Genomic DNA, 21,849 nt, shown 5'->3' with positions numbered 1-21,849 from the left:
TTGGGCCGGCCCGCGGAGCTTCCCCCTCCGGGACCGGCCCGCACAGTAGAACACATGTTCGACTGGTCGCGCCAGTGGATCCCCCGGGTAGGGGAGAAAAGGGCATCTATGCAGGTCAGAGCGGGCGAATCATGGCGACACGCGGCCAGGCGTCCAGGCCGCGGGCGGCCTCGGAGCGACGGATGTCACGCAGCCCGTCACCGATTTCCGCGTCCTCGAGAACGCGGAACCGCAGCCGCTCGTAGTAGGGCGCGTTCCACGGCACCTCGGTGAACGTCGTGAGCGTGAGCGCCGGCAGGCCGCGCTCCGCGGCCCACTCGGCGAGCGTGTCGATGAGGGCGCGGCCGAGGCCGCGCAGCGCGTGGCCGGGCCGGACCGAGACCTGCTCGATGTGCGCGTGCCCGTCGACGACGTCGGCGACGAGGTAGGCGACCGGGCGGTCGTCGTCATCGGCGCTCACCCAGGCGCGGCCGTCGGCCTGGTAGACCGACAGCTCCGCCACCGAACCCGGGTCGTCGTCGGCGATCGCGGTCATGCCGACGTCGCGGAAGAGACTCCCCGCCTCGACTTCGATGTCGATCAGGGCGGGCAGGTCGTCGGGTCGCGCGAGCCGGATCACCGGCCCATTCCTACCCGCGCGCCGGCTCCGGCGCGCGCGATTTTCCTACAGCGAGTACGACGAAATCGTCCGCTCGATGCGGGTCGCGTACCCGCGCAGGGCGGTGATCGCCGTTTCCCGGGCGGCTTCGGAGATCCGCGCCGCGGGGCCGGCCATGGTCAGCACGGTCGGCCGCCTGCTCATCGCCGGCACCGGCACCGAACACGCCCAGACGCCTTCGTCGATTTCGCCGGAGCTGACCGAAAACCGGTTCTCCTGCGCGAGCTTGAGCTCGTCGTTCACCGCGGTGCCGTACTGGTCGATGATCGGCGGCAGGCGCCGGTCGCGCTCGATCTCCGGCAGCAGCGCGAGCAGCATCTTGCCGGACGCGCCGAGGCCCAGCGGCACCGAATGCCCCGGCTCGAAGGTGAAGCGCATGGCGCGGTCGCACTCGACGCGGTCCGCGCACACCGCGGCGTCACCGAACTGCTGGAAGAGCATCACGGTCTCGCCGAGTTCGCGGGCCGCTTCCTCCATGGCCGGCTTGGCCAGCCGGACGAGGTCGTTCGCCAGCTGCGCGGCGCGCGCCAGCGGCATCACCTGACTGGTCAGGTGGTAGTGGCCGGCGGTGCCCTCTTCGAGCAGCTGCAGCTCCTTGAGCAGGGCGACGTAGCGGTAGGTCGTCGCGACCGGGGTGCCGATCGTGGCGGCGAGCTCGGCGACGCTGGCCTCCCACCGGCGCTCGGAGAACGCGAGCAGCAGCTGCAGGACCTTCCGGGAACTGCTGGCCCCGGGGGTGCGGCGGGGGGAAGTGGTGGCGGAACCGTCGACGGTGTTGACGGCAGGCGTCATCATGACCTCTCGGTGAGACAAAAACGACCTTCGCTATCACACGGGGTGAATAAATTAGCACGGTCCGTGAAACAAAGGCCAGCATTCCGGTGACACCGTCGACGTGAGACAGGTTGCTCGCTGTCGTTGATCTCCTTGTAGCCGGTCCTGGCGCCGACGGCGGGTGGGCTCCGCGGGGTGTGTCGCCGACGTGGGTGCGTGACCGGGTTCGGAAAGGTTGATGCGCGATTTCCATTCTCCGGGACCCGATTTCGTGATGTCGATGAGTCATTCGTGAACTACCCTCGGCAAAGGAACTGGTAATGCTCCACGCGGGGAAGGGGACCTCAGTGGCCGACGAGGACGGGGAACTCGAGGCATATCCACCTCCCGGCATCGATGTGCAGCGCCCCAGCGTCGCCCGCGTCTACGACTATTACCTCGGGGGTGACGCGTCCTGGGCCGTCGACCGCACATTCGGTGACGCGGTTCTGGCCGAGTTCCCGATGCTCGGCAAGATCGCCAAGGCCAACCGCGTTTTCCTCCACCGCGTCGTGCGGCACCTCATCCGCCTCGGTGTCACCCAGTTCGTCGACATCGGCGCCGGACTGCCGACCATGCAGCACGCCCACCAGGTCGCCGACGACCTCGCGCCGGGGCGCACCCGGGTCGTCTACGCCGACCACGACCCGATCGCCGTGTCACATTCCCAAGGGCTGCTGGAAGAACACGGCGACCACCGTCGCCACGCGGCGATCCACGCCGACATGCGCGCCCCCGACCGGCTCTGGAAACAGGTCGGCGACACCGGCATTCTCGACCTCGGGAAACCCGTGGCGGTCCTGCTGCGGTCGCGCGCTACCGGGAAATAATGCCGCCCGGTTCCTTCCTCGCCATTTCCCACATCACCGACGAGGGCGTTCCACCGGATTACCGGGAACCGTTGGTGAAACTGAAGGAGATGTACGACCAGAAGAGCAGTCCCGTCATCTGGCGCGGCCACGACGAAATCCGCGGGCTCTTCGGCGATTTCGACCTGATTTCCCCCGGCCTCACCTGGACCACCGAGTGGCACCCCGAGGATCGCTCGCCGACCGAACCCGCCATCGAGTTCGCGGCCGCCAACGAATCGCTCATCATGGCCGGGGTCGGCCGGAAGGCGTAGCTCCCCGCGTCCGGGATCAACGTTCCAGGAAGGGCGCCAGCAGGCCCGGCGCCGCCCGGTCCGCCAGGTCCAGGCCGTCCACCTCGCCGACGTCCAGCACCTTGTAGTGGCCCTTGCCCGCGGCCACCGGGACGATCAGCGTGACCAGGCCCGCGCGACGCTGGAAGAACGAGCGCTCGACCACGATTCCCGTCAGGCCGTCGCACTGGACGACCGCCGTGCCGCGGTCGAGGGAACCCGAACGCGTCACCAGGTAGCGGCCCGTCAGCGCGTGGCCGAGGCCGCGGTAGCGGTCCCAGCCCACCAGCACCGCGAACGGCAGCAGAACCAGCGCCACCTGCCACGGCCAGTCCGGCAGCGCGCCCAGCCACGACAGGCCGTAGAGCGCGGCGGCCAGGACGAGCACGCCGATGACCGCCCGGGTCAGGCGGCGGTAGAGCGCGCGGCGCGGGTGGCGCGTCAGCGGCGTCGCCGCAGGGTCCTCGCCGAGCACCGACGCAACGACCTCGTGGACCCGGGCGACCGGGGCCGGGGGCAGCAGGAGGCCGCCGCCCTTGTCCGCGCCCTTGCCCTCGCGCAGGCCGCCCGCGATGGCGACGCAGCGGGCGCCGCCGGCCAGGCGCAGCGGCAGGGGCTCGCGGACCTCGACGCCGCGCAGGCGGTCCTCTTCGATCGACACCGAGCGCGTCGTGATCAGGCCGCGCCGGATGTGCAGCGTGCCGGCGGGCTCGCGGGTGAGGCGGAAGTTCCAGAACGACAGGATGTACCCGCCGACCGACAGCACCGACACGAGCACCAGCAGCCCGGCGGCGGCGAGTACCAGGCTGACCCACGTCGGCGTGTCGGCGAAGTGCCCGACGACCGTGCGGACCAGCGAGAACTGCACCGGGTCGAAGTGCAGCTCGTGCGCGAAGTGGTAGACGGTGCCGACCGCGGCGCCCACCACCGCCAGCCCGGACAGCGTGAACGGCGCGTACCGCAGCCAGCGCTTGTCGACGGCCGCGACGAGCTGCTCCGGCGGCGCGGCGGGCTCCTCCGCGGTCGCTTCCGAAGACGCCGAAGACGCCGGCACGGCCTTGCGGTGCAGCAGCAGCGTCCGCAGCCGCTGGGCTTCGGCGACCGTGACCGCGTCGAGCACCAGCTCGTCCTTGTTCGGCCCCTTGCCGTGGTTGTGCCGCCCGGTGCCGATCCGCGCCGCCGCCAGCGAGAACAGGCGGTGCTTCGGCTCGGAGGTGACGTCGACCGTGCGGATCCGGTCGCGCGGGATGGCGCGCTGCTTGCGCAGCAGCAGCCCGGTGTGCCACTCGACCTGCGACTCGGTGATCCGGTAGCGCGAGGTCAGCACGTGCGAGACGCCGGTGAACACGGCGATCGCGGTGAAGGCCAGGCCGATCCACTGCCACGGCTCGCCGTGCCCGAACAGCAGCGCGCCGAGCAGCACCGGCAGCGACTTCACCAGGTCCAGCACCGGCCGGATGAGCAGCATGCGCCGGTCCAGGTGGTGCCACGGCGCGTCCTGCGTGCCCTCGGCGGGCAGCGCCACCGCTGTCTCCACACTGCTCATGTCGCGTCCCCCCGGATCGCCTGCGTCGTCTTGGTCAGCTCGTCGGCCAGCTCCAGCGCGCGGTCGTGCCGCAGGCCCGCGATGCGCAGCGGGCCCGCCGCGGACGCCGTCGTCACCGTGATCTTCGCCAACCCGAAGAGCTGCTCGAACGGGTCACGCTCGATGTCGACGGTCTGGATCCGCGAGATCGGCGCGATCCGCCACTGCTGCTTCAGCCAGCCCGCCTGCGTGTAGACGGCTTCGCCGGTGACCTCCCAGCGGTGCACGCGGTAGCGCCACTGCGGCATCACGATGAGGTGCAGCGGGCCGAGCACGCAGGAGACCACGAGCGTCACGCTGAGGAACGCGGGCGCGTCGTCGCTGGTCAGGACGATGAGCGTCTGCACCCCGATCAGCACGATCCACAGGATCGCGGCGGTCGTCGTCCAGTAGCCGATGGCCCGGGGACTGACCCGGTGTGCCGGCGGCCGCAGCCGCAGGGCCGTACTCTCGGTGTGTTCGCTCACCGCTTCAGCGTGCCCGATCGGTGGCTTGCGCGCCCACGACAAGTGTCACGATGCCGATCCGGTCCGGGCTCGATCGCATGCCGTTACGATCGCCGGCACAGCCGGTGGAATGGAATCCCCGTCGGGGTGTGTTGTGCTTGAAGGATTCGCATACGTGTCGGAGAGCAGCAGGAGGATCCGGTGGGATTCGATCCCGACGACCTGTACGAGGTGGACTCGGACGTCCCCGACCTGACGGGGGCGGTGTTGCTGCACCACTTCGAAGGGTTCATGGACGCCGGCTCGGCGGGGCGCCTGCTGGCCGAGCACCTGCTGGGCGGTGAGCACCGGGTGGTCGCGCGGTTCGACGTCGACCGCCTCATCGACTACCGCTCGCGGCGCCCGACGATGACCTACGCAGTGGACCACTGGGAGGACTACGACGCCCCGGAACTGGTCGTCCACCTGCTGCACGACGCCGACGAGACGCCGTACCTGATGCTGTCCGGCCCGGAGCCGGACCACGACTGGGAGCGGTTCTGCGCCGCGGTCCGGAACCTGGTCGAACGCTGGGGCGTCCGGCTGACCGCCGGGTTCCACGGCATCCCGATGGGCGCGCCGCACACCCGCCCGCTCGGCGTCACCGCGCACGCCACCCGCCAGGACCTGGTCGGCGAGCACCAGCCGCTGCCCAACCGGATGCAGGTGCCGGGCAGCGCCGCGGCGCTGCTGGAGTACCGGCTCGGCGAGTGGGGACACGACGCGGTCGGGTTCGCCGCGCACGTGCCCCACTACCTCGCCCAGTCGACCTACCCGGCCGCGTCGCTCAACCTGCTCGACGCGCTGGGCCGCGCGACCGGCCTGAACCTGGCCGTCGGGGAGCTGCGCGAAGCGGCGGACCTGGCTTCCGCCGAGATCGAACGGCAGATCGCCGCGTCCGACGAGAACGCCGCCGACGTCGTCCGCGCGCTGGAGCGGCAGTACGACGCGTTCGTCGAGGCGACCGAGAAGGGCAGCCTGCTCGCGGAGTCCGTCGAGCACATGCCGACCGCCGAAGAGCTCGGGACGCAGTTCGAGCGGTTCCTCGCCGAGCAGAACGGCGGCGACAGCCCGGAGCGTTAGGCCACGGCCAGCAGCACTCGCGAGTGCTTCGGTGTTGTCGCCTCGTCGACCAGCGCGAGCGCGAAGTCCGCGTAGGTGAACGACTCCGCCGGGACGAGCGTGGTGACGGCGGTGCGGTAGGAGCCCGTGCCGTCGCCTTCGCCCAGCACCACCGGCGGCGGGGCGACGACCAGCCAGTCCAGGTCGCTCTCGCGCAGGACCGCCAGCTCGGCCGTGTGCCCCAGCGAGAACTCCCGGTGCTCGGCCGGGAAGTCCGGCGCGTCGTGCACCGCGACGCCGGGCGCCGTCTCCAGGGTGGTGCCGATCCCGGCGACGACCAGCCTGCTCACCCCGGCGCGGCCCAGCCCGCCGACGAGCGCTTTCGCGGCGGCTGGAAAGAAGTCGGCCGATGCCGTCCCGGCGGCGTACGCGACGCTGACGACCGCGTCGTGCCCGGCCACCGCCGCCGCGACGCTGTCCGCGTCGGTGACGTCGGCCCCTTCGCGGCGCCCCGCCGCGGTGACCTGGTGGCCCCTCGCCGTCGCTTCGGCGACGACGCGCCGTCCGGCCCGGCCGCCGGCGCCGAACACGATGATCCTGCTCATGGAATCCCCTTCCGTCACCGGGGAAACTAGGCTCGGGAGTGCCGGTTACCGCAACGAAATCGGCGTCGACCTGGGGGTGTGATGACGGCTTACGACCGGATCGGCGTCGGGTACGCGCGGGGCAGGCGGACCGACCCGCGCTGGCTCGCGCCGCTGCTCGACGCGCTCGGGGATGCGGCTTCGGTGCTCGACGTCGGTTCGGGCACCGGGTCCTACGAGCCGCCCGGGCGGCGGGTCGCGGCCGTGGAGCCGTCGGCGGAGATGATCCGGCAGCGCCCGCCCGGCGCCGCGCCGGTGGTGCGCGCGGTCGCGGAGGCGCTGCCGTTCGCGGCATGCACGTTCGACGCCGCGCTCGCGGTGCTGACCGTGCACCACTGGCCGGACTGGCGGCGCGGCCTCGCCGAGCTGCGCCGGGTGGCGCGGCGGCAGGTCGTGCTGGCCTACGACACCGCGCGCCACAAGGACTTCTGGCTGGTGCGCGAGTACGTGCCGGAGGTGGCTGAGCTGGAGCGTTCGCGCCCTTCGGCGTCGGACATCGCGGCTTCGCTGGGCGCGCGGAGCGTGGTCCCGCTGCCGGTGCCGTGGGACTTCACGGACGGCGTCTTCCCGGCGCACTGGCGGCGCCCGGAGGCCTACCTCGACCCGGCGGTGCGGCAGGCGTGCTCGGCCCTGGCGCAGACGGCACCCGGCGCCGTGGCGCGCGGGATGGCCCGGCTGCGCGCGGACCTGGCGTCCGGTCGCTGGCACGAGGAGCACCGGGACCTGCTGGAGCTGCCGGAGTGGGACGCGGGGTTCCGGCTGATCACGTCGTGAATCCGGCGTCGGGTACCGTCCCGGGATGAACCAGTCGGGAACCCGTTCTTCCGCAACGAAAACCCTGAGGCGCACGCTCGGCAGGCTGCTGTTCCGGGTGGCCTCGAAAGTGCACGACCCGTACACCGATCAGCTGAACCGGATGAGCGCGGAGCTGCGCGACGAGATCGTCCGCCAGGGTGACCGGCTGCTCGATCGGGTGGTGGAGTTCGAGATCCGCAGCCGCCGCGACATCGTCTACGCCGGCGACCAGGACGCCGCGCTGGAGAGCAACGTCTTCGCCCGCGAGAACCTGGTCGGCGCCCGGCACTTCGGCCGTCCGAAGGAGACGCTCGAGTACGCGCTTTCCCTGGCGCCACAAGGCGGGATGGCGCTGGAGTTCGGCGTCGCGTCCGGCAACACGCTGCGCACCATCACCCAAGCGCGCGACAGCGAGCAGGTCTACGGCTTTGATTCCTTCGACGGCCTGCCCGAGGCGTGGCTCAACGGCATGCCCGCCGGCGCGTTCGCCCGCGACGACCTGCCGGACGTCCCGGGCGCCGAGCTGGTCGTCGGCCTGTTCGCCGACAGCCTCCCCGGCTTCCTGGAGCAGCACCCGGGGCACGTCGACTTCCTGCACGTGGACGGCGATCTCTACAGCTCCGCCAAGACCGTCCTCGACCTCTGCGGGCCGCGGCTGCGCGCCGGCAGCATCGTGCACTTCGACGAGTTCTTCAACTTCCCCGGCTGGAAGCGGCACGAGTACCGCGCCTGGACGGAGTACGTCGAGCGCACCGGCGTCGAGTTCGAATACCTGGCCTACACGTACAACGACAACCAGGTCACGGTGAAGATCACGAAGGTGTGATCTCGCGCAGCTCGAGCGTGCCGGCCTCGGCCCACGGGTGCCGCGAAGCGACCTCGACGGCCGTCTCGCGGTCGGGGCACTCGAGGACGACGTACCCGCCGATCTGCTCCTTGGTCTCGGCGAACGGGCCGTCGGTGAGCAGGACGCCGCCGTCGCGCACCCGCAGCGTCTTCGCCTCGGACGGCGGCCGCAGGTCGGTGCCGGCCTGCGGGATCCCGCGCCGCGCCAGCTCGGCGCCCCAAGCGTGGCAGCGCCGGGCCATCTCCGGGCCGGCGGCCTCGTCGGCGGTGTCGTCGCCGCGGAGCAGGAGCAGGTAGCGCATGCGGTCAGCATGCCACGCTCAGCCGAAGCAGCCTTCAGGGTTGAGCGGGCCGAACGACGGCAGCAGGAGCCCGCACAGGTAACCGTCGACCCAGCGGCCGTTGCCGGTGAGGTTGACGGCGAGGCGGACCAGGGGCGCGAACCCGCGGATCCCGGCGGCGAGCGCGTCCTGGTTGCGCTGCAGCATCGACGTCAGCTGGTCGAGCTGGGTGAGCAGCGGCCCGAGCTGCGCGTCGTTGTCGGTGATCAGCCCGGACAGTTCGGTGGCCAGCTGCCGTGAGCCGTCGAGCAGGGACGTGATCGCGCCTTCGCGGCGGCTCACCTCTTCGAGCAGCTGGTTGCCGTCGTTCAGGATCCGCTGCACGGCGGCGTCGCGGTCGACGAGCGTCTGCGATACCACCCGGGTGTTGGCCAGCAGCGTCGAGAGCTGGCTGTCGCGGGAGGCGAGGGTGTCCGAAAGCCGGGACAGCCCGGTGAGCGCCGCCCGGACGCTCTCCGGGGTGTTCGCGAGCGTCGCGGACAGCGTGTCGAAGCTCTTCGCCAGCTGCGCGGTGTCGATCCGGTCCACTGTGGACGAAAGCGTGCCGAACGCGGTGAGGACGTCGTACGGGACGGTCGTGCGCGAGCGGGGGATCGGCGTGTCCGGGTCGAGCGTGCCTTCGCCCTGCGGGTCGAGCGCCAGAAACTTCTGGCCCAGCACGGTTTTCAGCCGGATCGCGGCGCTCGTCGTGTCGCCGAGCCACGCGCCCTTCGCCTTGAACGACACCAGGACGTGGTCGCCGCGCAGCCGGACGTCGGACACGCGGCCGACCTTCACCCCGGCGATCCGGACGTCGTTGCCCGCGAACAGCCCCGCGGCTTCGCCGAACTCGGCGGCGTAGGTGGTCCCGTCGCCGATCACCGGCAGGGACCGGGCGTTCATCGCGGTCACCACGCCCAGCCCCAGGACCGCCAGGCCGGCGAGCGCCGTCCTGACCGGGGCATCGCCGGCCCGGCGTATTGACATGGCGTCAAGAGTGACGCACCTCACGCCGGGCCGCCAGCCGGATCCCCCGAAGAGACGAAGATCGCCGCGTCACGCCGACGTGAGCACAGGGTATTCGCGGTACTCCAGCGCGTTGGCCGCCCGGTCGGTCATCCAGGTGAAGAAACCCCCGAACAGCCGAGTGCTCAGCATCTTGTAGGCCCGGTTGCGGCTGCGGATCTTCGCGGCCGTGCGCGGCGCAAGGAAGTTGCCGGAGCCCTTGCCGTTCTTCTGCCCGACCGTGGCCGGCTTGCGCAGCCGCTGCTCGTACCTCTCGAACGCCGTCACGTGGTCACCGCCGGCCGCGGCCAGCTCCCCGGCCAGCACCTGGGCGCCCATCATCGCCAGGCCCGTGCCGGACCCGCCCGGCCCGGCGCACCACGCGGCGTCGCCGAGCAGCACGACCCGGCCCTTCGACCAGCGCTCGAGGTGGATCTGGCTGATCGAGTCGACGTACAGGTCGGTGGCCGCGGGCAGCGCTTCGAGCAGCTTCGGCGTCTCCCAGCCGGTGTTCGCGAACAGTTGCGCGACCAGCGCCCGCTGCTCGTCGGTGGTGCGGCGGCGGAACTCGACGCCGTCGGCGGCGAAGACCAGCCCGACGTGCAGCCGGTCGGCGTGCCGGTGGCTGCCGACCATCAGGCCGCGGCCGGGCTCGTTGTAGAGCACGCTCGTGTGGTCCAGCCCGAGGTGGTTGGGCGCGGTGAACCCGGCGATGCCGAAGCCGAGGTCACGGCGGAAGCCCGCCTCCGGCCCGAACGCCGCGGCCCGCACCCCCGAGTGCACGCCGTCCGCGCCGACGACCAGGTCGAACCGCCGCGGCGCCCCGCGGGAGAAGGTGACGTCGACGCCGTCCGCGCGTTCGGTCAGGCTCGTGACGCGGTCGCCGAAGACGTACTCCGTGTGGTCCTTGGTGTGGTCGTACAGGATCCGCGCGAGGTCGCCGCGCAGGATCTCGACCTCCCCGCTCCAGGCCGCGCCGGGCACGGTCAGCTGCGGCTTCCCGTCGAGGTCGAGCACGGTCTGGTCGCCCATCGCCGTCTCGTACCGGCGGACGTCGCCGAGGATCCCCATCGCGGCCAGCAGCTTCACCTGCTCACCCCGGAAGTCGACGGCCTGGCCGCCGGGCCGCAGCTCCGGCGCGGTTTCGACGACGGTGACGCGGTAGCCGTGGCGGTGCAGCCAGAAGGCCGCGGACGGGCCGGCGATGCTGGCCCCGGACACGAGCACGGTCTTGGCGGTCATCGGAGGTTCCTCTCGGTCGGTGGTGATGACCGAAGACTGCCGGGGGCCGCTGACGGGTCCCGCACCGTTCACTGACGGTGGCGCCACTCGCTGGGCAGCACGCCGTAAGCCGCGCGGAAGCGGCGCGTGAAGTGGGTCGGGTCCTTGAACCCCCAGCGGCGGGCGACCGCGGCGATCGGCAGGCCGCGGTCCGCCAGGTCGGCGCGGGCGCCGGCCAGCCGGGCCGTGATGATCCACTGCTCGAGCCGGACGTCCGCGGCCGCGCACGCCCGGTAGAGCTGGCGCGGTGACACCGAGAGCGCGGCGGCGATCGACGCGGCGGACAGGGCGGGGTCGCCGAGGTGGTGCCGCACGTGCGTCCGCACCTGGGCGATCAGCGTCGGCTCCTCGCCCGCCGCGCTCACCAGCAGCGCCCGGACCAGGTCGACGCACACCCGGCCCAGCGCGTCCGCCGACGGCGTCGCGCTGAGGGTGTCGGCGTCGCGGGCCAGGTCCTGGACGTGGTGCGCGACCAGCCGGTGGAGCGGGCTCGCCGTCAGCCGCGGCCCGGCCCGGCGGACGGTCGCGGCGGGCAGGCCCAGCTCGTCCGGCGGGACGTGCAGCGTCCGCGAACCGCCGGGACCCAGCCAGACCAACGTGACCGGCCGCGGGGTCGTGATCAGGCTCAGCTCGCCGGGATCCGCCCCGCGCGGCAGGGGGACGCCGGCCGCTTCGACGCGGGAGAGCGTCAGCGGCCCGAACGACCACCACGCGAGCTGCGGGTGCCTCGTCTCGATAACCACGGCCATGCCGCCAGTCAACCCGACCGCGGGGCCCTTCGACAGCGCCCGGACCTCGCAATCGCGTGGCGCGGACGGCCGAGGGCCGGGCACCGAGAGCCGATCCGGCGCGCGCCGGGCGCTCTTAGGCTCGCCTTCTCGACGGAAAGAGCCCGGCAGGAAAGAGGTCGTGATGCCGTACGCCAGCACTTCCGATGGTGCCGAGATCTTCTACAAGGACTGGGGTTCCGGGTCGCCGGTGGTGTTCAGCCACGGCTGGCCGCTGAACGCCGACGCGTGGGACCCGCAGCTGAACCTGGTGGCGTCGCACGGTTTCCGCGCGATCGCGCACGACCGGCGCGGCCACGGCCGGTCGAGCCAGACGTGGACCGGCAACGACATGGACACCTACGCCGACGACCTCGCCGCGGTCGTCGAGTCGCTGGACCTGACCGGCATCGTGCTCGTCGGGCACTCCACCGGCGGTGGCGAGGTGACGCGCTACCTGGCCCGGCACGGCACCGACCGGGTCCGCAAGGCCGTGCTGCTGAGCGCGGTGCCGCCGCTGATGCTGCAGACCCCGGCCAACCCCGGTGGCCTGCCGAAGGACGCCTTCGACGACATCCGCGCCGGCGTCGCGGCCGACCGGTCGCAGTTCTACCAGGACCTGTCCGCGCCGTTCTACGGCGCCAACCGGCCGGGTTCGACGGTCTCGCAGGGCCTGCGCGACCAGTTCTGGCGCCTCAGCATGCAGGTCGGCTACAAGGCGGCCTACGACTGCATCGCGCAGTTCTCCGAGCAGGACTTCACCGACGACCTCGCCAAGATCGAGATCCCGGTGCTGGTGGTGCACGGCGACGACGATCAGATCGTGCCGATCGGCGCGGCGGGCCGCCGCAGCGCCGAGATCCTGCCGAACGCCACCCTCGTCGTGCACGAGGGCGCGCCGCACGGCCTGTGCGGCGACCACGAAATCCGGTTCAACGCCGAACTGCTCGAATTCATCCGGGAGTGAGCATGACCGTCCCCGCACCCACCGCCCAGGAACTGGCCGAGGTCGAGCGCGCCAACAGCTCCGGCAAGCAGCCGGTGGTCTTCGTCCACGGCCTCTGGCTGCTCGACACCAGCTGGGACCGCTGGGCCGAGTTCTTCGAGGCCGCGGGCTACGCCGCGGTCACGCCGGGCTGGCCCGACGACCCGGCCACCGTCGAGGAGGCCCGGGCCAACCCGGACGTCTTCGCCAACAAGGGCATCGGCGACGTCGCGGCGTACCAGCAGGCGATCGTCGAGAAGCTGGACCGCAAGCCGGCGATCATCGGGCACTCCTTCGGCGGGCTGCTCGTCCAGATGCTCGCCGGGCGCGGGTTGTCGGCCGCGACCGTCGCGATCGACCCGGCGCCCTCGCGCGGGGTGCTGCCGCTGCCGGCCAGCGCGCTCAAGGCGTCTTCGGCGGTGCTGACCAACCCGGCCAACCGGCACCGGGCGGTGGCGCTGACGTTCGAGCAGTTCAAGTACGGCTTCGCCAACGCCGTCAGCGACGAAGAGGCCCACGAGCTGTACGAGAAGTACCACGTCGCCGGCTCGGGCGTGCCGATCTTCCAGGCCGCTTTCGCCAACATCAACCCGCGCACCGAGGTCAAGGCCGACAACCTGCACCCCGACCGCGGGCCGATGCTCGTCATTTCCGGTGAGTACGACCACCAGGTGCCGCACGCGATCGCGCACGCCACCTACGAGCGGCAGCGGAAGAACCCGGGGGTCACGGAGTTCACCGAGCTCCCCGGCCGCGGTCACTCCCTGACGATCGACAGCGGCTGGCAGGAAGTGGCTGCCACGGCTCTCGACTTCGTCGGCCGGTTCGTCAAATAACCGCTGGTCAAGCAGATATGTCGCCGGTTGGCCGGTGATGTCCGGTTCCAATGGCTAGCATGGCGCGGTGGACCGTTCCGCCGCAGGCCGGATCCAGCAGGACGGCGACGACGCCGTCGAGGCACGCATTCTGGACGCCGCCGCGCACGTCATCGCCGAAGAAGGCTTCGGCCGGATGAAGCTCGGCGGCGTCTGCGCTCGGTCCGGTTACGCGAAGGCCGTGATCTACCAGCACTTCGGTGACAAGGACGGCCTCGGGCAGCGGCTCGTGGAGCACGCCGTCGAGGAGTTCACCGACGCCTACAGCGAAGCGGTGGCGGCCCGGACCGGGTCCGCCACCGCGACGCCGATGGACATGCTGCGGGCGCTGCTGGACATCATCTTCGAGCTGATCGAGACGATGCCGACGCTCAACCACGCGTTCCTGGCGCTCTGGGGCGACGCGTCCGCGGAGAGCTCGGCCATGCGCGCCGCCCTCACCGAGGCCGACCGCCGGTTCCGCTTCGCCATCGCCCAGACCGTCGCCAGCGGAGTCGCGGACGGCTCCATCACCGGCGTCCGCGACGCCGACGGGTACGCGTCCGCGATGCTCGCGCAGCTGCGGGGCATCTCCATGCAGGCCCTGATCGACCCGGACGGCATCGACCTGCGCGCGGTGCGCGCCGAGCTGGAGCGCGGGGTCGACCGGCTGTCCGCCAGCTTCCGCGGCACGCTACAGGCTGAAGGCGATTGACCGCAGCACCAGCACGGCGACGAACACCAGCGTGAAGGCGAGATCCAGGGAGATCCCGCCGAGCCGCACCGGCCGCACGACCCGCCGCACCGGCCCGATGACCGGTTCGGTCGCCGCGTAGGCCAGCCCGCGGGCCCGCCTCGTCCACGGCGGGCTGTCGGCCAGCATCCCGACCCAGTCCAGCACCATCCGCGCGATCAGCACGAGCATGTACAGCGTCAGCGCGAACCCCAGCAACGTTCCCAGCGCACCCATTCGGTCCTCCTCCTGCTACCTGAAGAACGCCCAGGCGCGCCGCAGAGTGCCGGGTGTGTCCGTTTCACAGCCTTTCGACAGGAAGTGCTCGTCAATCAAGTAGATGATTGACAGGGTGATGTGAACACTTGATTATGGAGGTGTCCCGCTCCAGCAGACGAAGGTGGTTCCCCCATGACCGGACCGCACGACCACGAGACCTCGGTGCTCGTCGCAGGCGGCGGCATCACGGGCTTGTCCGCGGCCTTTTTCCTTGCGCGGCAAGGAGTCGGGGTGACGCTCGTGGAGCGGCACCCGTCGACGGCGATCATGCCGCAGGCGCGGGCGTTCAACGCCCGGTCGCTCGAGATCTTCCGGACGTTCGGGCTCGAGGAGGAGATCCGCGAGCACCAGTCGATCCTGGCCGGCCTGCCGGAGATGATCGGCGCGGACACCCTGGCCGGCGACGAGCGCTTCCGCGTCGACATGCTCGCCCGGGTCCGTCCCGGCGGGATCAGCCCGGCCGATTGGGCGCTGATCGACCAGGACGAGCTGGAGCGCGTGGTGCGCGCCCACGCCGAGGACGCCGGGGCCGAGGTGCGCTTCGCCACCGAGCTGGTGTCGTTCGAGAACGACGGCGAGGGCGTCACCGCCACGGTCCGCGACCTCGGCACCGGGGCCGATTCCCGGATCCGCGCCGACTATCTGATCGCCGCGGACGGCAACCGCGCGGGTGTCCGGCACCGGCTCGGCGTCGAGGCGGACGGCCCCGGCGTCCTGGGCCACGCCGCGCACTTCCTCTTCGACGCCGATCTCGACGGCGTGCTGCGGGACCGCCGTTTCCTCCTCGCCTACTTCGACCGGCCGAGGACCGGCACGGTGCTCTGCCCGCTGGGCCGGCCCGGGCGGTGGATGCTCGGGGTGCCGTTCCGGGACGGCGAAAGCCTCGACGACTTCACCGAGGAACGCTGCGCCGAGCTGGCCCGTGCCGCGGTCGGCGTCCCGGATCTCGAGCTCACCCTGGTGCCGCCGGTGCCCGGGTGGAACCGGATGCCGATGGACGTCCGGATCGGCGCGATGGTGGCTCGGCGGTACCGGGTGGGCCGGGTGTTCTTCGCGGGCGACAGCGCGCACGTGGTGCCGCCGACCGGGTCGTTCGGCGCGAGCACCGGCATCGCGGACGCGCACAACCTGGCCTGGAAGCTCGCCGCCGTGCTCCACGGGCAGGCCGGGCCGGACCTGCTGGACACCTACGAGGCCGAGCGGCTCCCGGTCGCGCGGGCCACGATGGACACCGCGCTGCGGATCCTCGACGCCCGCCACGGCGGCGAAGGCGAAGACGCGACGCGGATCGACGAGGTGACCATGGCCCACGGCTACCGGTACCGGTCCGCGGCCGTCCGCACCGAACCGGGGACGCCGGACTCGCCGGTGGCGGACCCCCGGACCCCCACCGGACATCCCGGGTTGCGGGCGCCGCACATCTGGCTGGAACGGGACGGGCGCCGAGTGTCTACTTTGGACCTTTGCGCCGATTCCTTCACGCTGCTGGCCGGCGCCGAGGGTGCGTCCTGGGTCGCCGCGGCGGAGACCGTGGCGGTGGAGGCCGGCATCGACCTCCGCGCGTACCGCATCGACGGCGTCCAGGATCCGGGTAAGCGCTTCCCGGAGACCTACGGGATCAGCGCGTCCGGTGCGTCCCTCGTGCGGCCGGACGGGTTCGTCGCCTGGCGCGCCGTCGAAACCTCCGCGGAGCCGGAGCGGGAACTGAGCCGGGTGCTGCAGGCCGTCCTCGGCACGCGTGGCCGAGTCAATTCATCGGCCGCTTGATCCCGTTCAGGCCGCTGGTGACACCGTCAGCCGCGGGTATCATTGCGCCGTGCCTCAGCCCAAGCCGCGCCGCTCGCCCAAACCACAGGAACGCCAACGGGATCCGGAACGCACCCGGCGGCTCATCGTGGACGCGGCCGTCGCGGAGTTCGCCGAACACGGCTACGCGGGCGCCCGCACGAGCGCGATCGCGGCCCGGGCCGGGGTCAACCAGCAACTGATCTCGTACTACTTCGACGGCAAGAAAGGCCTGTACCAGGCGATCTCGGAACGCTGGCGGGAGCGGGAAGAGGAGCTGCTGCCCGAGAAGGGAACGCTGGCCGACGAGATCGGCCTCTACGCGCTCGAAGCGCTGAAGAACCCCGACGGGGTCCGGCTGATGGCCTGGGGCGGCCTGGAATACACCGGGCCGGAGACCGACCCCGACCACGCGTCCCGGGCGGAGCGGCTGCAGCACACGGTCGACCGGCTCCGCGGCCTCCAAGCCGCGGGCAAGCTGCCCCCCGAAGTGGACCCGGCCTGCCTGACGATCATGCTGATGGCCGCGGCGATGGCGACCACCACGCTCCCGCACGTCATCGAGGGCCTGTGCGAGGCCGACCCCCGCTCGCCGGCGTTCATCGAGCACTACGCCGAGCAGATGGTCGTTCTCGCCCGGCTTCTCGGGCTCGACGACGCCCCGGAGGGCTGACCCCCGATCCGTCCGATGTGGATGGTCGACGTCGGGGTTTTCCCGTTCCTGGAACGGATCCGGCTCAGCCGCGCAACAGCGCGTTGAGCCGTGCGGCCTGCCGGGTGAGGTGGTCGCGTTCCGGGACGCTGGCCGCCGCGCGGGCCGCCTCGGCGTAGAGGCGGGCCGCGAGCGCCGGGTCGCCGTCGCGTTCGTGCAGGTACGCCGCGACGGCGGTGTGGCGGGGCAGCGCGGGGTCGAGCTCGGCCAGTGCGGCCAGCCCGGCCCGCGGCCCGTCGGCCTCGCCGACCGCGACGGCCCGGTTGAGGCGGGCCACCGGGCTGCCGGTCAGCCGCACGAGCTCGTCGTACCACTCGACGATCTGCACCCAATCGGTCTCTTCGGCGGTCTGGGCGTCAGCGTGCAGCGCGGCGATGGCCGCCTGGGCCTGGAACTCGCCCAGGCGGTCACCGGCCAGCGCCGTCTGGAGGATGTCGACGCCCTCGGTGATCAGGCGGGTGTCCCACAAGCCGCGGTCCTGCTCGGCCAGCGGCACCAGGCTCCCGCCGGGACCGGTCCGCGCGGGACGCCGGGCGTGGTGCAGCAGCATGAGCGCGAGCAGGCCCGCGACCTCGGCGTCGTGGGTCCGGACCGCCAGCTGGCGGGTGAGCCGGATCGCCTCGGCCGCGAGGTCGACGTCGCCGCCGTAGCCCTCGTTGAAGACGAGGTAGAGCACGCGCAGCACGGTGGCGAAGTCACCGGGCTCGGCGAACCGGACCCCCGACACGGTCTTCTTGGCCCGGCTGATCCGCTGGGCCATCGTCGCCTCCGGGACGAGGTAGGCCTGCGCGATCTGCCGGGTGGTCAGGCCGCCGACCGCGCGCAGGGTGAGCGCGACGGCCGAGGCCGGCGTCAAGGACGGGTGCGCGCACAGGAAGTACAGCTGCAGCGTGTCGTCCACCGGCTCGCCCGGGCCGGGCGCGGGCTCGCTCTCGACGCGCACCTCGCGCCGCACCCGGGAGGTGTCGGCGCGGGCGGCGTCGAGGAACTTGCGCCAGGCCGTGGTGACCAGCCAGCCCTTGGGGTCCCGCGGCGGGGCGTCCGGCCACACGCGCAGGGCCTCGACCAGGGCGTCCTGCACGGCATCCTCCGCCGACGCGAAGTCGGCGCCCCGGCGCACGAGGGCGCCGATCACTTCGGGGGTAAGGGTCCGCAGCAGGGTCTCGTCCACCACGGGTCACTCCGTGATGGTCGGGGGCACGGTCATGATCGGGCGCACCTCGAGCCACTCCTGGACCGGCTTCCCGCCCGCGCCCGGAGCCGCGGACAGCTCGCCGGCCAGCTCGATCGCGCGCTCGTAGCTGTCGACGTCGATGATCGTCCAGCCGGCGATCAGGTCCTTCGTCTCCGCGAACGGGCCGTCGGTGACCGGCGGGCGCCCCTCGCCGTCCGACCGGACGAACGTGCCGCCGGGGGACAGCGGCCGGTGCTCGACGAACTCGCCGGTGGCCTCGAGCCGTTCGGCGAAGTCCTGCATGTACTTGATGTGGGCGGTGACCTCCTCCGGCGTCCACTGGTCCATCGGGACGTCGTTCACCGAGGCCGGCGCGCCGCGGTAGTGCTTGAGCAACAGGTACTTGGCCATCGTTTTCTCCTTCTCGGGGTTATTTTGGCGGATTCCGTGGACTCAGGCGCTCTGACGCGCGGCCCGCCGCGCGGCGAGCTCCTCGACGGCGCTGGGCAGGGTCGTCTCGAAGTCGATCAGCTTCGCCCAGGTCGGCGTCACGACGATCCGCACCATGCCGTCGTAGAGCGACCGCACCTCGGCCTCCCACTCGACCCGCTGCTCCGGCGTCATCTCGTAGCTGCCGTTCATCTGCAGGTACTCGTCGGGGATGCCGTCGACGACGTCCAGCTCGACGGTCCCGCGGATGAGCAGGATCTGGGGCGGGTGCACCTCGGTGTCGATGGTGAGCGCGACGGCCGGGTTCGCGCGCAGGGCGTGCAGCTTCGGCGCGTTCGTCGAGGTGCACAGGACGATCTCCGAGCCGTTCCAGGTGAAGGCGATCGGGATGGACCGCGGCGTCCCGTCCTTGGCGACGTAGGCCAGCCGGGTCAGGTCGCGCTCCAGCAGCTCCCGGCTGATCGGCCGGTTCAGGATTTCGGTGATGGTGTTCTGGTCCATGGTCATTTCTCCTGAAGTCGTTCGGCGAAAGCGACGATGATGCCCTCGGGGCCGCGGACGTAGCAGAGCTTGTGGCTGTCCTCGTACTGCACGAGTTCGCCCATGATCGGGACACCCCGAGCCCGCAGGCCGGCGACGAGCCCGTCGATGTCCGAGACGCCGAACAGGATGCGGCGCAGGCCCAGCGCATTAGCCGGGGTCGCGGGCCGCCCGCCGACCGCCACGGGGGAGCGGAACCGCATCAGCTCGAGCCGCCCGTGCCCGTCCGGCGTCCGCACCATGGCGACGTCGAGCTGGATCCCCTCGAGCCCGACGACCCGGTCCACCCGGGCCCCTTCGACCGGCCCGGTGCCCTCGAGCACCATGCCGAGCCCGACGAAGAACGCGACCGCGGCGTCCAGATCTTCGACGACGACGCCGACGTTCTCCAGCCGTTCGATCACGGCTCCTCCTCGGGGTCCGGCGGCCCATCGTGGCCGCTCACACCCCTGGGACGGAGCTGGTCCGGAGTTCTCGACATCCGGCGGGAGGAAAGTTTGGAGGAGTTGGTCCGAGTCCCGGACATGAATCGACCCCTACCGCGTATTCGCTGGTAGGGGCCGGTTTTGCAGTAGAACTGGGTGCCCTCGGCAGGACTGCCGAAGGATGGGAACGGGTCTTACCAGGGAATTCATGTCGGTAAGTTGGTCGTCGAGGCGAGCTTCGAGCTACCCCGCTCGGGCGGGAACCCGTCATGAGCGCCAGCTCGCAGGTAGTTGCGAGGTTTGTCACGATCATGATGGGGCTGGTCATCGGCCTATCGTTCCTGTTCGGCTTCGGGAACGTGTTGAACCTGGCGTTGAAGCTGCAGGTGCCGGTGCTCGTGGCGCCGCTGGTGGCGCCCGCTGTCGATTTGACGGTGCTGGGGTTGCTCGTCGGTACGCGGCATCTCGCCCTGACCGGGGCCGGCGAGGATGTGTTGCGGCCAACGCGCCGCCTGCTGTTGGCGGCGAGCGCCGTAACCCTGCTGTTGAACATCGCTGACCCGATATTCGCTGGTCAGTGGGGCAAAGCCGCCTTCGACTCGGTTGGCCCGCTCCTGCTGATCGGTTGGGCTGATACGGGTCCCGGCCTCTTTCGCGCGCTGCGCGCCGCGAATATCGATCTCGGATCGGTGCAGCCGCCCCTGGCTACGCCTGCGGACTTGGTGGATGACGATCTCGTTGAGGACCCGACAGGCTCGCAGTACGACAAGCAGTTGGGGGCAGCGTCCGGCGGGCCCGCTGAGCTTGACGACAGGGAACTCTTGGAACGCGCGCGTCAGGCGGATGCTGAACACTGGCAGTGCTACCGGCGTCCCATCTCTGCAGAGACTCTGCGGAAGCAGCTTCGGGTTGGCGCGAAGGCGTCACGGGAGCTGGTAGCGGTGGTTCGCTCAGAGAACGTTCAGCGAGGGTGTCTTAGCGAGGCCCAGTCGAGCTCGGCTGAGGTACCACGCAAGCTCCATTCCGCTGGTTGAGAGTCCCTGCCTGCCCACGTCGGATGGCGACGAGTGACGTCGGACAACGCCGTTTCTCGACATGTTGCGCAATGTTGGCGCCGTCGTCTGCCCGGTACTTTCTGGACGGCAAACTTGCGATGACGGTGAGGGCGAATTTTGGGTTACCGACGCAGTTGCTTGGCCTGTTCGAGGCTAGCCACCGCGTCTCGGAGGTGGGGATCCGCGGCGAGCTGGCGACGCAGGAAGCCGATGATCACGGGCCGCAGCATCTCCGGGATCGAGACGTCGTCGCGCAAGGCCAGCTGCGTCAGCACGACGTGCCAGTGCGCGTCGTTCAACGGCACGTTGACCTGGTAGCGCCCGTCGCGCCGACCTTCCGAACCCACGTCGCCCAGTGTGGACTATCAAGATCCTAGAAGCTAGGATCTAGCAAGAGGTGGTGACGATGGTCAACCCTGTTCTGCTGCGATCGAACGTGACGCAGTTGCCGTTAGCGCTGCCTAACCAGGACGCCGACCCACCGCCGGTCCTGACGATCGCCAGTCGGGCGCTGACGCCGACGCCGGTGTTCGACACGTACTGGCGTTTCGCTGCGGAGCGGCAAGCGGTGTACTCGGCCAGAGTGGCCGGCGCGCCGGGCCCGTGGACGCGTGACCCCGTGCTGCTTCGCCACCGCTTCACCAATTGCTTCCGGGCCGCCGACCGGGTCAGCCAGTTCCTGATCCGCCACGTTTCCTACCGTGGCCCGCAGACGGCGGAGGAGGTGGTATTCCGCACCCTGCTGTTCAAGATGTTCAACAAGGTGTCGACTTGGCTCCTGCTCGAGGAGGAGGTCGGTGATCTGTCATGGCGAAGTTTCGACGTGGACGCCTACGACGCGGTGCTGACTCGAGCGTTCACGGCTGGCCGTACCCTCTATTCGGCGGCGTACGTGGTGCCGCCACCCCGGCTGGGTGGTGCTCGCAAACACACCAACCACCTGCGGTTGCTCCGGCTGATGATGGACGACGGCGTAGCAGGCCGGGTGGCCGCGAGCGATTCGCTGGCGTCGGTCTTCCGCATCCTGAAGGCTTATCCGGCCATGGGGGACTTCCTCGCGTACCAGTTCGCGATCGACCTGAACTACTCCGAGGTCACCGAGCACGACGAAATGGAGTTCGTGGTGGCTGGCCCCGGGGCCAAGGACGGGATCCGGAAGTGTTTCGGACCCGCCTCTGACGGCATCGAGAGTCATGTCATCCGCTACATGGCAGACCACCAGCACGAACACTTCGCCCGGCTGGGGTTGGACTTCGCCGGTTTGTGGGGTAGGCCGCTGCAGCTGGTCGACTGCCAGAACCTGTTCTGCGAGGTGGACAAGTACGCCCGCGTGGTGCACCCGGCGATCGCCGGGCACAGCGGGCGCAGCCGGATCAAACAGCGGTTCGCTCCCGTTCCCGAACCGGTTCCGGCGTGGTTCCCGCCGAAGTGGGGCCTGCGTGTGCAGGTGTGAAA

Annotated in this window: 24 protein-coding genes and 2 pseudogenes; 11 read left to right on the top strand and 15 right to left on the bottom strand. The window is 71.0% G+C overall.

Features of this window, described 5'->3' with window-relative positions; all coding sequences use genetic code 11:
- Positions 1-115: 115 nt before the first annotated feature.
- Positions 116-643: pseudogene (locus VA596_RS02125) on the bottom strand (GNAT family N-acetyltransferase); the annotation flags it as partial.
- A 21-nt stretch (positions 644-664) separates the two neighbouring features.
- Positions 665-1,450 carry an IclR family transcriptional regulator gene (locus VA596_RS02120; RefSeq protein ID WP_323325596.1) on the bottom strand — a complete coding sequence of 262 codons (786 nt, stop codon included), beginning with the start codon at positions 1,448-1,450 and terminating at the stop codon, positions 665-667.
- Between the two features lie 302 nt (positions 1,451-1,752).
- Between VA596_RS02120 and VA596_RS02115 the strand changes: the two are divergent.
- Positions 1,753-2,594, top strand: a pseudogene (locus VA596_RS02115) (SAM-dependent methyltransferase).
- Between the two features lie 16 nt (positions 2,595-2,610).
- Here VA596_RS02115 and VA596_RS02110 read toward each other — a convergent pair.
- Positions 2,611-4,158, bottom strand: coding sequence for a PH domain-containing protein (locus VA596_RS02110; protein WP_323323021.1), 1,548 nt, complete (start codon positions 4,156-4,158; stop codon positions 2,611-2,613).
- A complete protein-coding gene (locus tag VA596_RS02105; protein ID WP_410171831.1) occupies positions 4,155-4,706 on the bottom strand; it encodes a PH domain-containing protein in 552 nt (183 codons plus the stop codon). Before VA596_RS02105 ends, VA596_RS02110 begins: the two co-directional genes overlap by 4 nt.
- A 138-nt stretch (positions 4,707-4,844) precedes the next feature.
- Between VA596_RS02105 and VA596_RS02100 the strand changes: the two genes are divergently transcribed.
- Positions 4,845-5,765 (top strand): proteasome assembly chaperone family protein, encoded by a 921-nt coding sequence (locus VA596_RS02100; protein ID WP_323323017.1) that lies wholly within the window; start codon positions 4,845-4,847, stop codon positions 5,763-5,765.
- Here the strand turns inward: VA596_RS02100 and VA596_RS02095 are convergent.
- Positions 5,762-6,349, bottom strand: coding sequence for an NAD(P)-dependent oxidoreductase (locus VA596_RS02095; protein WP_323323015.1), 588 nt, complete (start codon positions 6,347-6,349; stop codon positions 5,762-5,764). The two genes, VA596_RS02100 and VA596_RS02095, sit on opposite strands and share 4 nt — an antisense overlap.
- Positions 6,350-6,430: 81 nt before the next feature.
- On the opposite strand from VA596_RS02095, the gene VA596_RS02090 reads away from it, so the two are divergent.
- Both VA596_RS02090 and VA596_RS02085 read left to right on the top strand, forming a co-directional pair.
- Complete coding sequence (locus tag VA596_RS02090; RefSeq protein WP_323323013.1) at positions 6,431-7,162, top strand: class I SAM-dependent methyltransferase; 732 nt, start codon at positions 6,431-6,433, stop codon at positions 7,160-7,162.
- A gap of 25 nt (positions 7,163-7,187) precedes the next feature.
- The gene (locus VA596_RS02085) at positions 7,188-8,009 is read left to right on the top strand and encodes a class I SAM-dependent methyltransferase (protein ID WP_323323011.1); all 822 of its coding nucleotides are present in this window, start codon (positions 7,188-7,190) and stop codon (positions 8,007-8,009) included.
- Here VA596_RS02085 and VA596_RS02080 read toward each other — a convergent pair.
- The 4 genes from VA596_RS02080 to VA596_RS02065 all read right to left on the bottom strand — a co-directional run bounded on the left by VA596_RS02080 (position 7,996) and on the right by VA596_RS02065 (position 11,384).
- Positions 7,996-8,331 (bottom strand): YciI family protein, encoded by a 336-nt coding sequence (locus tag VA596_RS02080; protein ID WP_323323009.1) that lies wholly within the window; start codon positions 8,329-8,331, stop codon positions 7,996-7,998. The two genes, VA596_RS02085 and VA596_RS02080, sit on opposite strands and share 14 nt — an antisense overlap.
- 18 nt (positions 8,332-8,349) lie before the next feature.
- A complete protein-coding gene (locus VA596_RS02075) occupies positions 8,350-9,336 on the bottom strand; it encodes an MCE family protein (RefSeq protein ID WP_323323007.1) in 987 nt (328 codons plus the stop codon).
- Positions 9,337-9,405: 69 nt separating this feature from the next.
- Complete coding sequence (locus tag VA596_RS02070) at positions 9,406-10,596, bottom strand: FAD-dependent monooxygenase (RefSeq protein WP_323323005.1); 1,191 nt, start codon at positions 10,594-10,596, stop codon at positions 9,406-9,408.
- Between the two features lie 68 nt (positions 10,597-10,664).
- Positions 10,665-11,384 carry an AraC family transcriptional regulator gene (locus tag VA596_RS02065; RefSeq protein WP_323323003.1) on the bottom strand — a complete coding sequence of 240 codons (720 nt, stop codon included), beginning with the start codon at positions 11,382-11,384 and terminating at the stop codon, positions 10,665-10,667.
- 163 nt (positions 11,385-11,547) lie between these two features.
- Between VA596_RS02065 and VA596_RS02060 the strand changes: the two genes are divergently transcribed.
- The 3 genes from VA596_RS02060 (at position 11,548) to VA596_RS02050 (ending at position 13,956) form a co-directional block, all read left to right on the top strand.
- A complete protein-coding gene (locus VA596_RS02060) occupies positions 11,548-12,369 on the top strand; it encodes an alpha/beta fold hydrolase (protein ID WP_323323001.1) in 822 nt (273 codons plus the stop codon).
- Between the two features lie 2 nt (positions 12,370-12,371).
- Positions 12,372-13,223: an alpha/beta hydrolase gene (locus VA596_RS02055; protein WP_323322999.1), complete on the top strand. Its 852-nt coding sequence runs from the start codon at positions 12,372-12,374 to the stop codon at positions 13,221-13,223.
- Positions 13,224-13,290: 67 nt separating this feature from the next.
- Complete coding sequence (locus VA596_RS02050) at positions 13,291-13,956, top strand: TetR/AcrR family transcriptional regulator (RefSeq protein ID WP_323322997.1); 666 nt, start codon at positions 13,291-13,293, stop codon at positions 13,954-13,956.
- On the opposite strand, the gene VA596_RS02045 is transcribed toward VA596_RS02050, so the two are convergent.
- The gene (locus tag VA596_RS02045) at positions 13,936-14,211 is read right to left on the bottom strand and encodes a YggT family protein (protein ID WP_323322995.1); all 276 of its coding nucleotides are present in this window, start codon (positions 14,209-14,211) and stop codon (positions 13,936-13,938) included. The genes VA596_RS02050 and VA596_RS02045 overlap by 21 nt on opposite strands.
- A 174-nt stretch (positions 14,212-14,385) precedes the next feature.
- Here VA596_RS02045 and VA596_RS02040 point away from each other — a divergent pair, with 174 nt between their 5' ends.
- Both VA596_RS02040 and VA596_RS02035 read left to right on the top strand, forming a co-directional pair.
- Positions 14,386-16,020 (top strand): FAD-dependent oxidoreductase, encoded by a 1,635-nt coding sequence (locus VA596_RS02040; RefSeq protein ID WP_323322993.1) that lies wholly within the window; start codon positions 14,386-14,388, stop codon positions 16,018-16,020.
- Between the two features lie 49 nt (positions 16,021-16,069).
- Complete coding sequence (locus VA596_RS02035) at positions 16,070-16,711, top strand: TetR/AcrR family transcriptional regulator (RefSeq protein ID WP_323322991.1); 642 nt, start codon at positions 16,070-16,072, stop codon at positions 16,709-16,711.
- Between the two features lie 64 nt (positions 16,712-16,775).
- On the opposite strand, the gene VA596_RS02030 is transcribed toward VA596_RS02035, so the two are convergent.
- The 4 genes from VA596_RS02030 to VA596_RS02015 are packed head-to-tail and all read right to left on the bottom strand — an operon-like array spanning position 16,776 to position 19,318.
- A complete protein-coding gene (locus VA596_RS02030; RefSeq protein WP_323325594.1) occupies positions 16,776-17,921 on the bottom strand; it encodes an RNA polymerase sigma factor in 1,146 nt (381 codons plus the stop codon).
- A gap of 6 nt (positions 17,922-17,927) precedes the next feature.
- On the bottom strand, positions 17,928-18,335 hold the full coding sequence (locus tag VA596_RS02025) for a YciI family protein (protein WP_323322989.1): 408 nt from the start codon (positions 18,333-18,335) through the stop codon (positions 17,928-17,930).
- A gap of 42 nt (positions 18,336-18,377) precedes the next feature.
- Positions 18,378-18,875, bottom strand: a complete 498-nt coding sequence (locus VA596_RS02020; protein WP_323322987.1) for a pyridoxamine 5'-phosphate oxidase family protein — start codon at positions 18,873-18,875, stop codon at positions 18,378-18,380.
- A gap of 2 nt (positions 18,876-18,877) precedes the next feature.
- The gene (locus VA596_RS02015; protein ID WP_323322985.1) at positions 18,878-19,318 is read right to left on the bottom strand and encodes a VOC family protein; all 441 of its coding nucleotides are present in this window, start codon (positions 19,316-19,318) and stop codon (positions 18,878-18,880) included.
- Positions 19,319-19,608: 290 nt separating this feature from the next.
- Between VA596_RS02015 and VA596_RS02010 the strand changes: the two genes are divergently transcribed.
- A complete protein-coding gene (locus VA596_RS02010; protein WP_323322983.1) occupies positions 19,609-20,373 on the top strand; it encodes a hypothetical protein in 765 nt (254 codons plus the stop codon).
- 143 nt (positions 20,374-20,516) lie between these two features.
- Here the strand turns inward: VA596_RS02010 and VA596_RS02005 are convergent, their stop codons facing one another.
- Positions 20,517-20,741 carry a hypothetical protein gene (locus tag VA596_RS02005; RefSeq protein ID WP_323322981.1) on the bottom strand — a complete coding sequence of 75 codons (225 nt, stop codon included), beginning with the start codon at positions 20,739-20,741 and terminating at the stop codon, positions 20,517-20,519.
- Between the two features lie 59 nt (positions 20,742-20,800).
- On the opposite strand from VA596_RS02005, the gene VA596_RS02000 reads away from it, so the two are divergent.
- The gene (locus VA596_RS02000; RefSeq protein WP_323325592.1) at positions 20,801-21,847 is read left to right on the top strand and encodes a nucleotide kinase domain-containing protein; all 1,047 of its coding nucleotides are present in this window, start codon (positions 20,801-20,803) and stop codon (positions 21,845-21,847) included.
- Positions 21,848-21,849: the final 2 nt, after the last annotated feature.

Source organism: Amycolatopsis heterodermiae (genome assembly GCF_034929455.1).
Classification (GTDB): Bacteria; Actinomycetota; Actinomycetes; order Mycobacteriales; family Pseudonocardiaceae; genus Amycolatopsis; species Amycolatopsis heterodermiae.
This window is presented reverse-complemented; position numbering and strand designations above follow the sequence as displayed.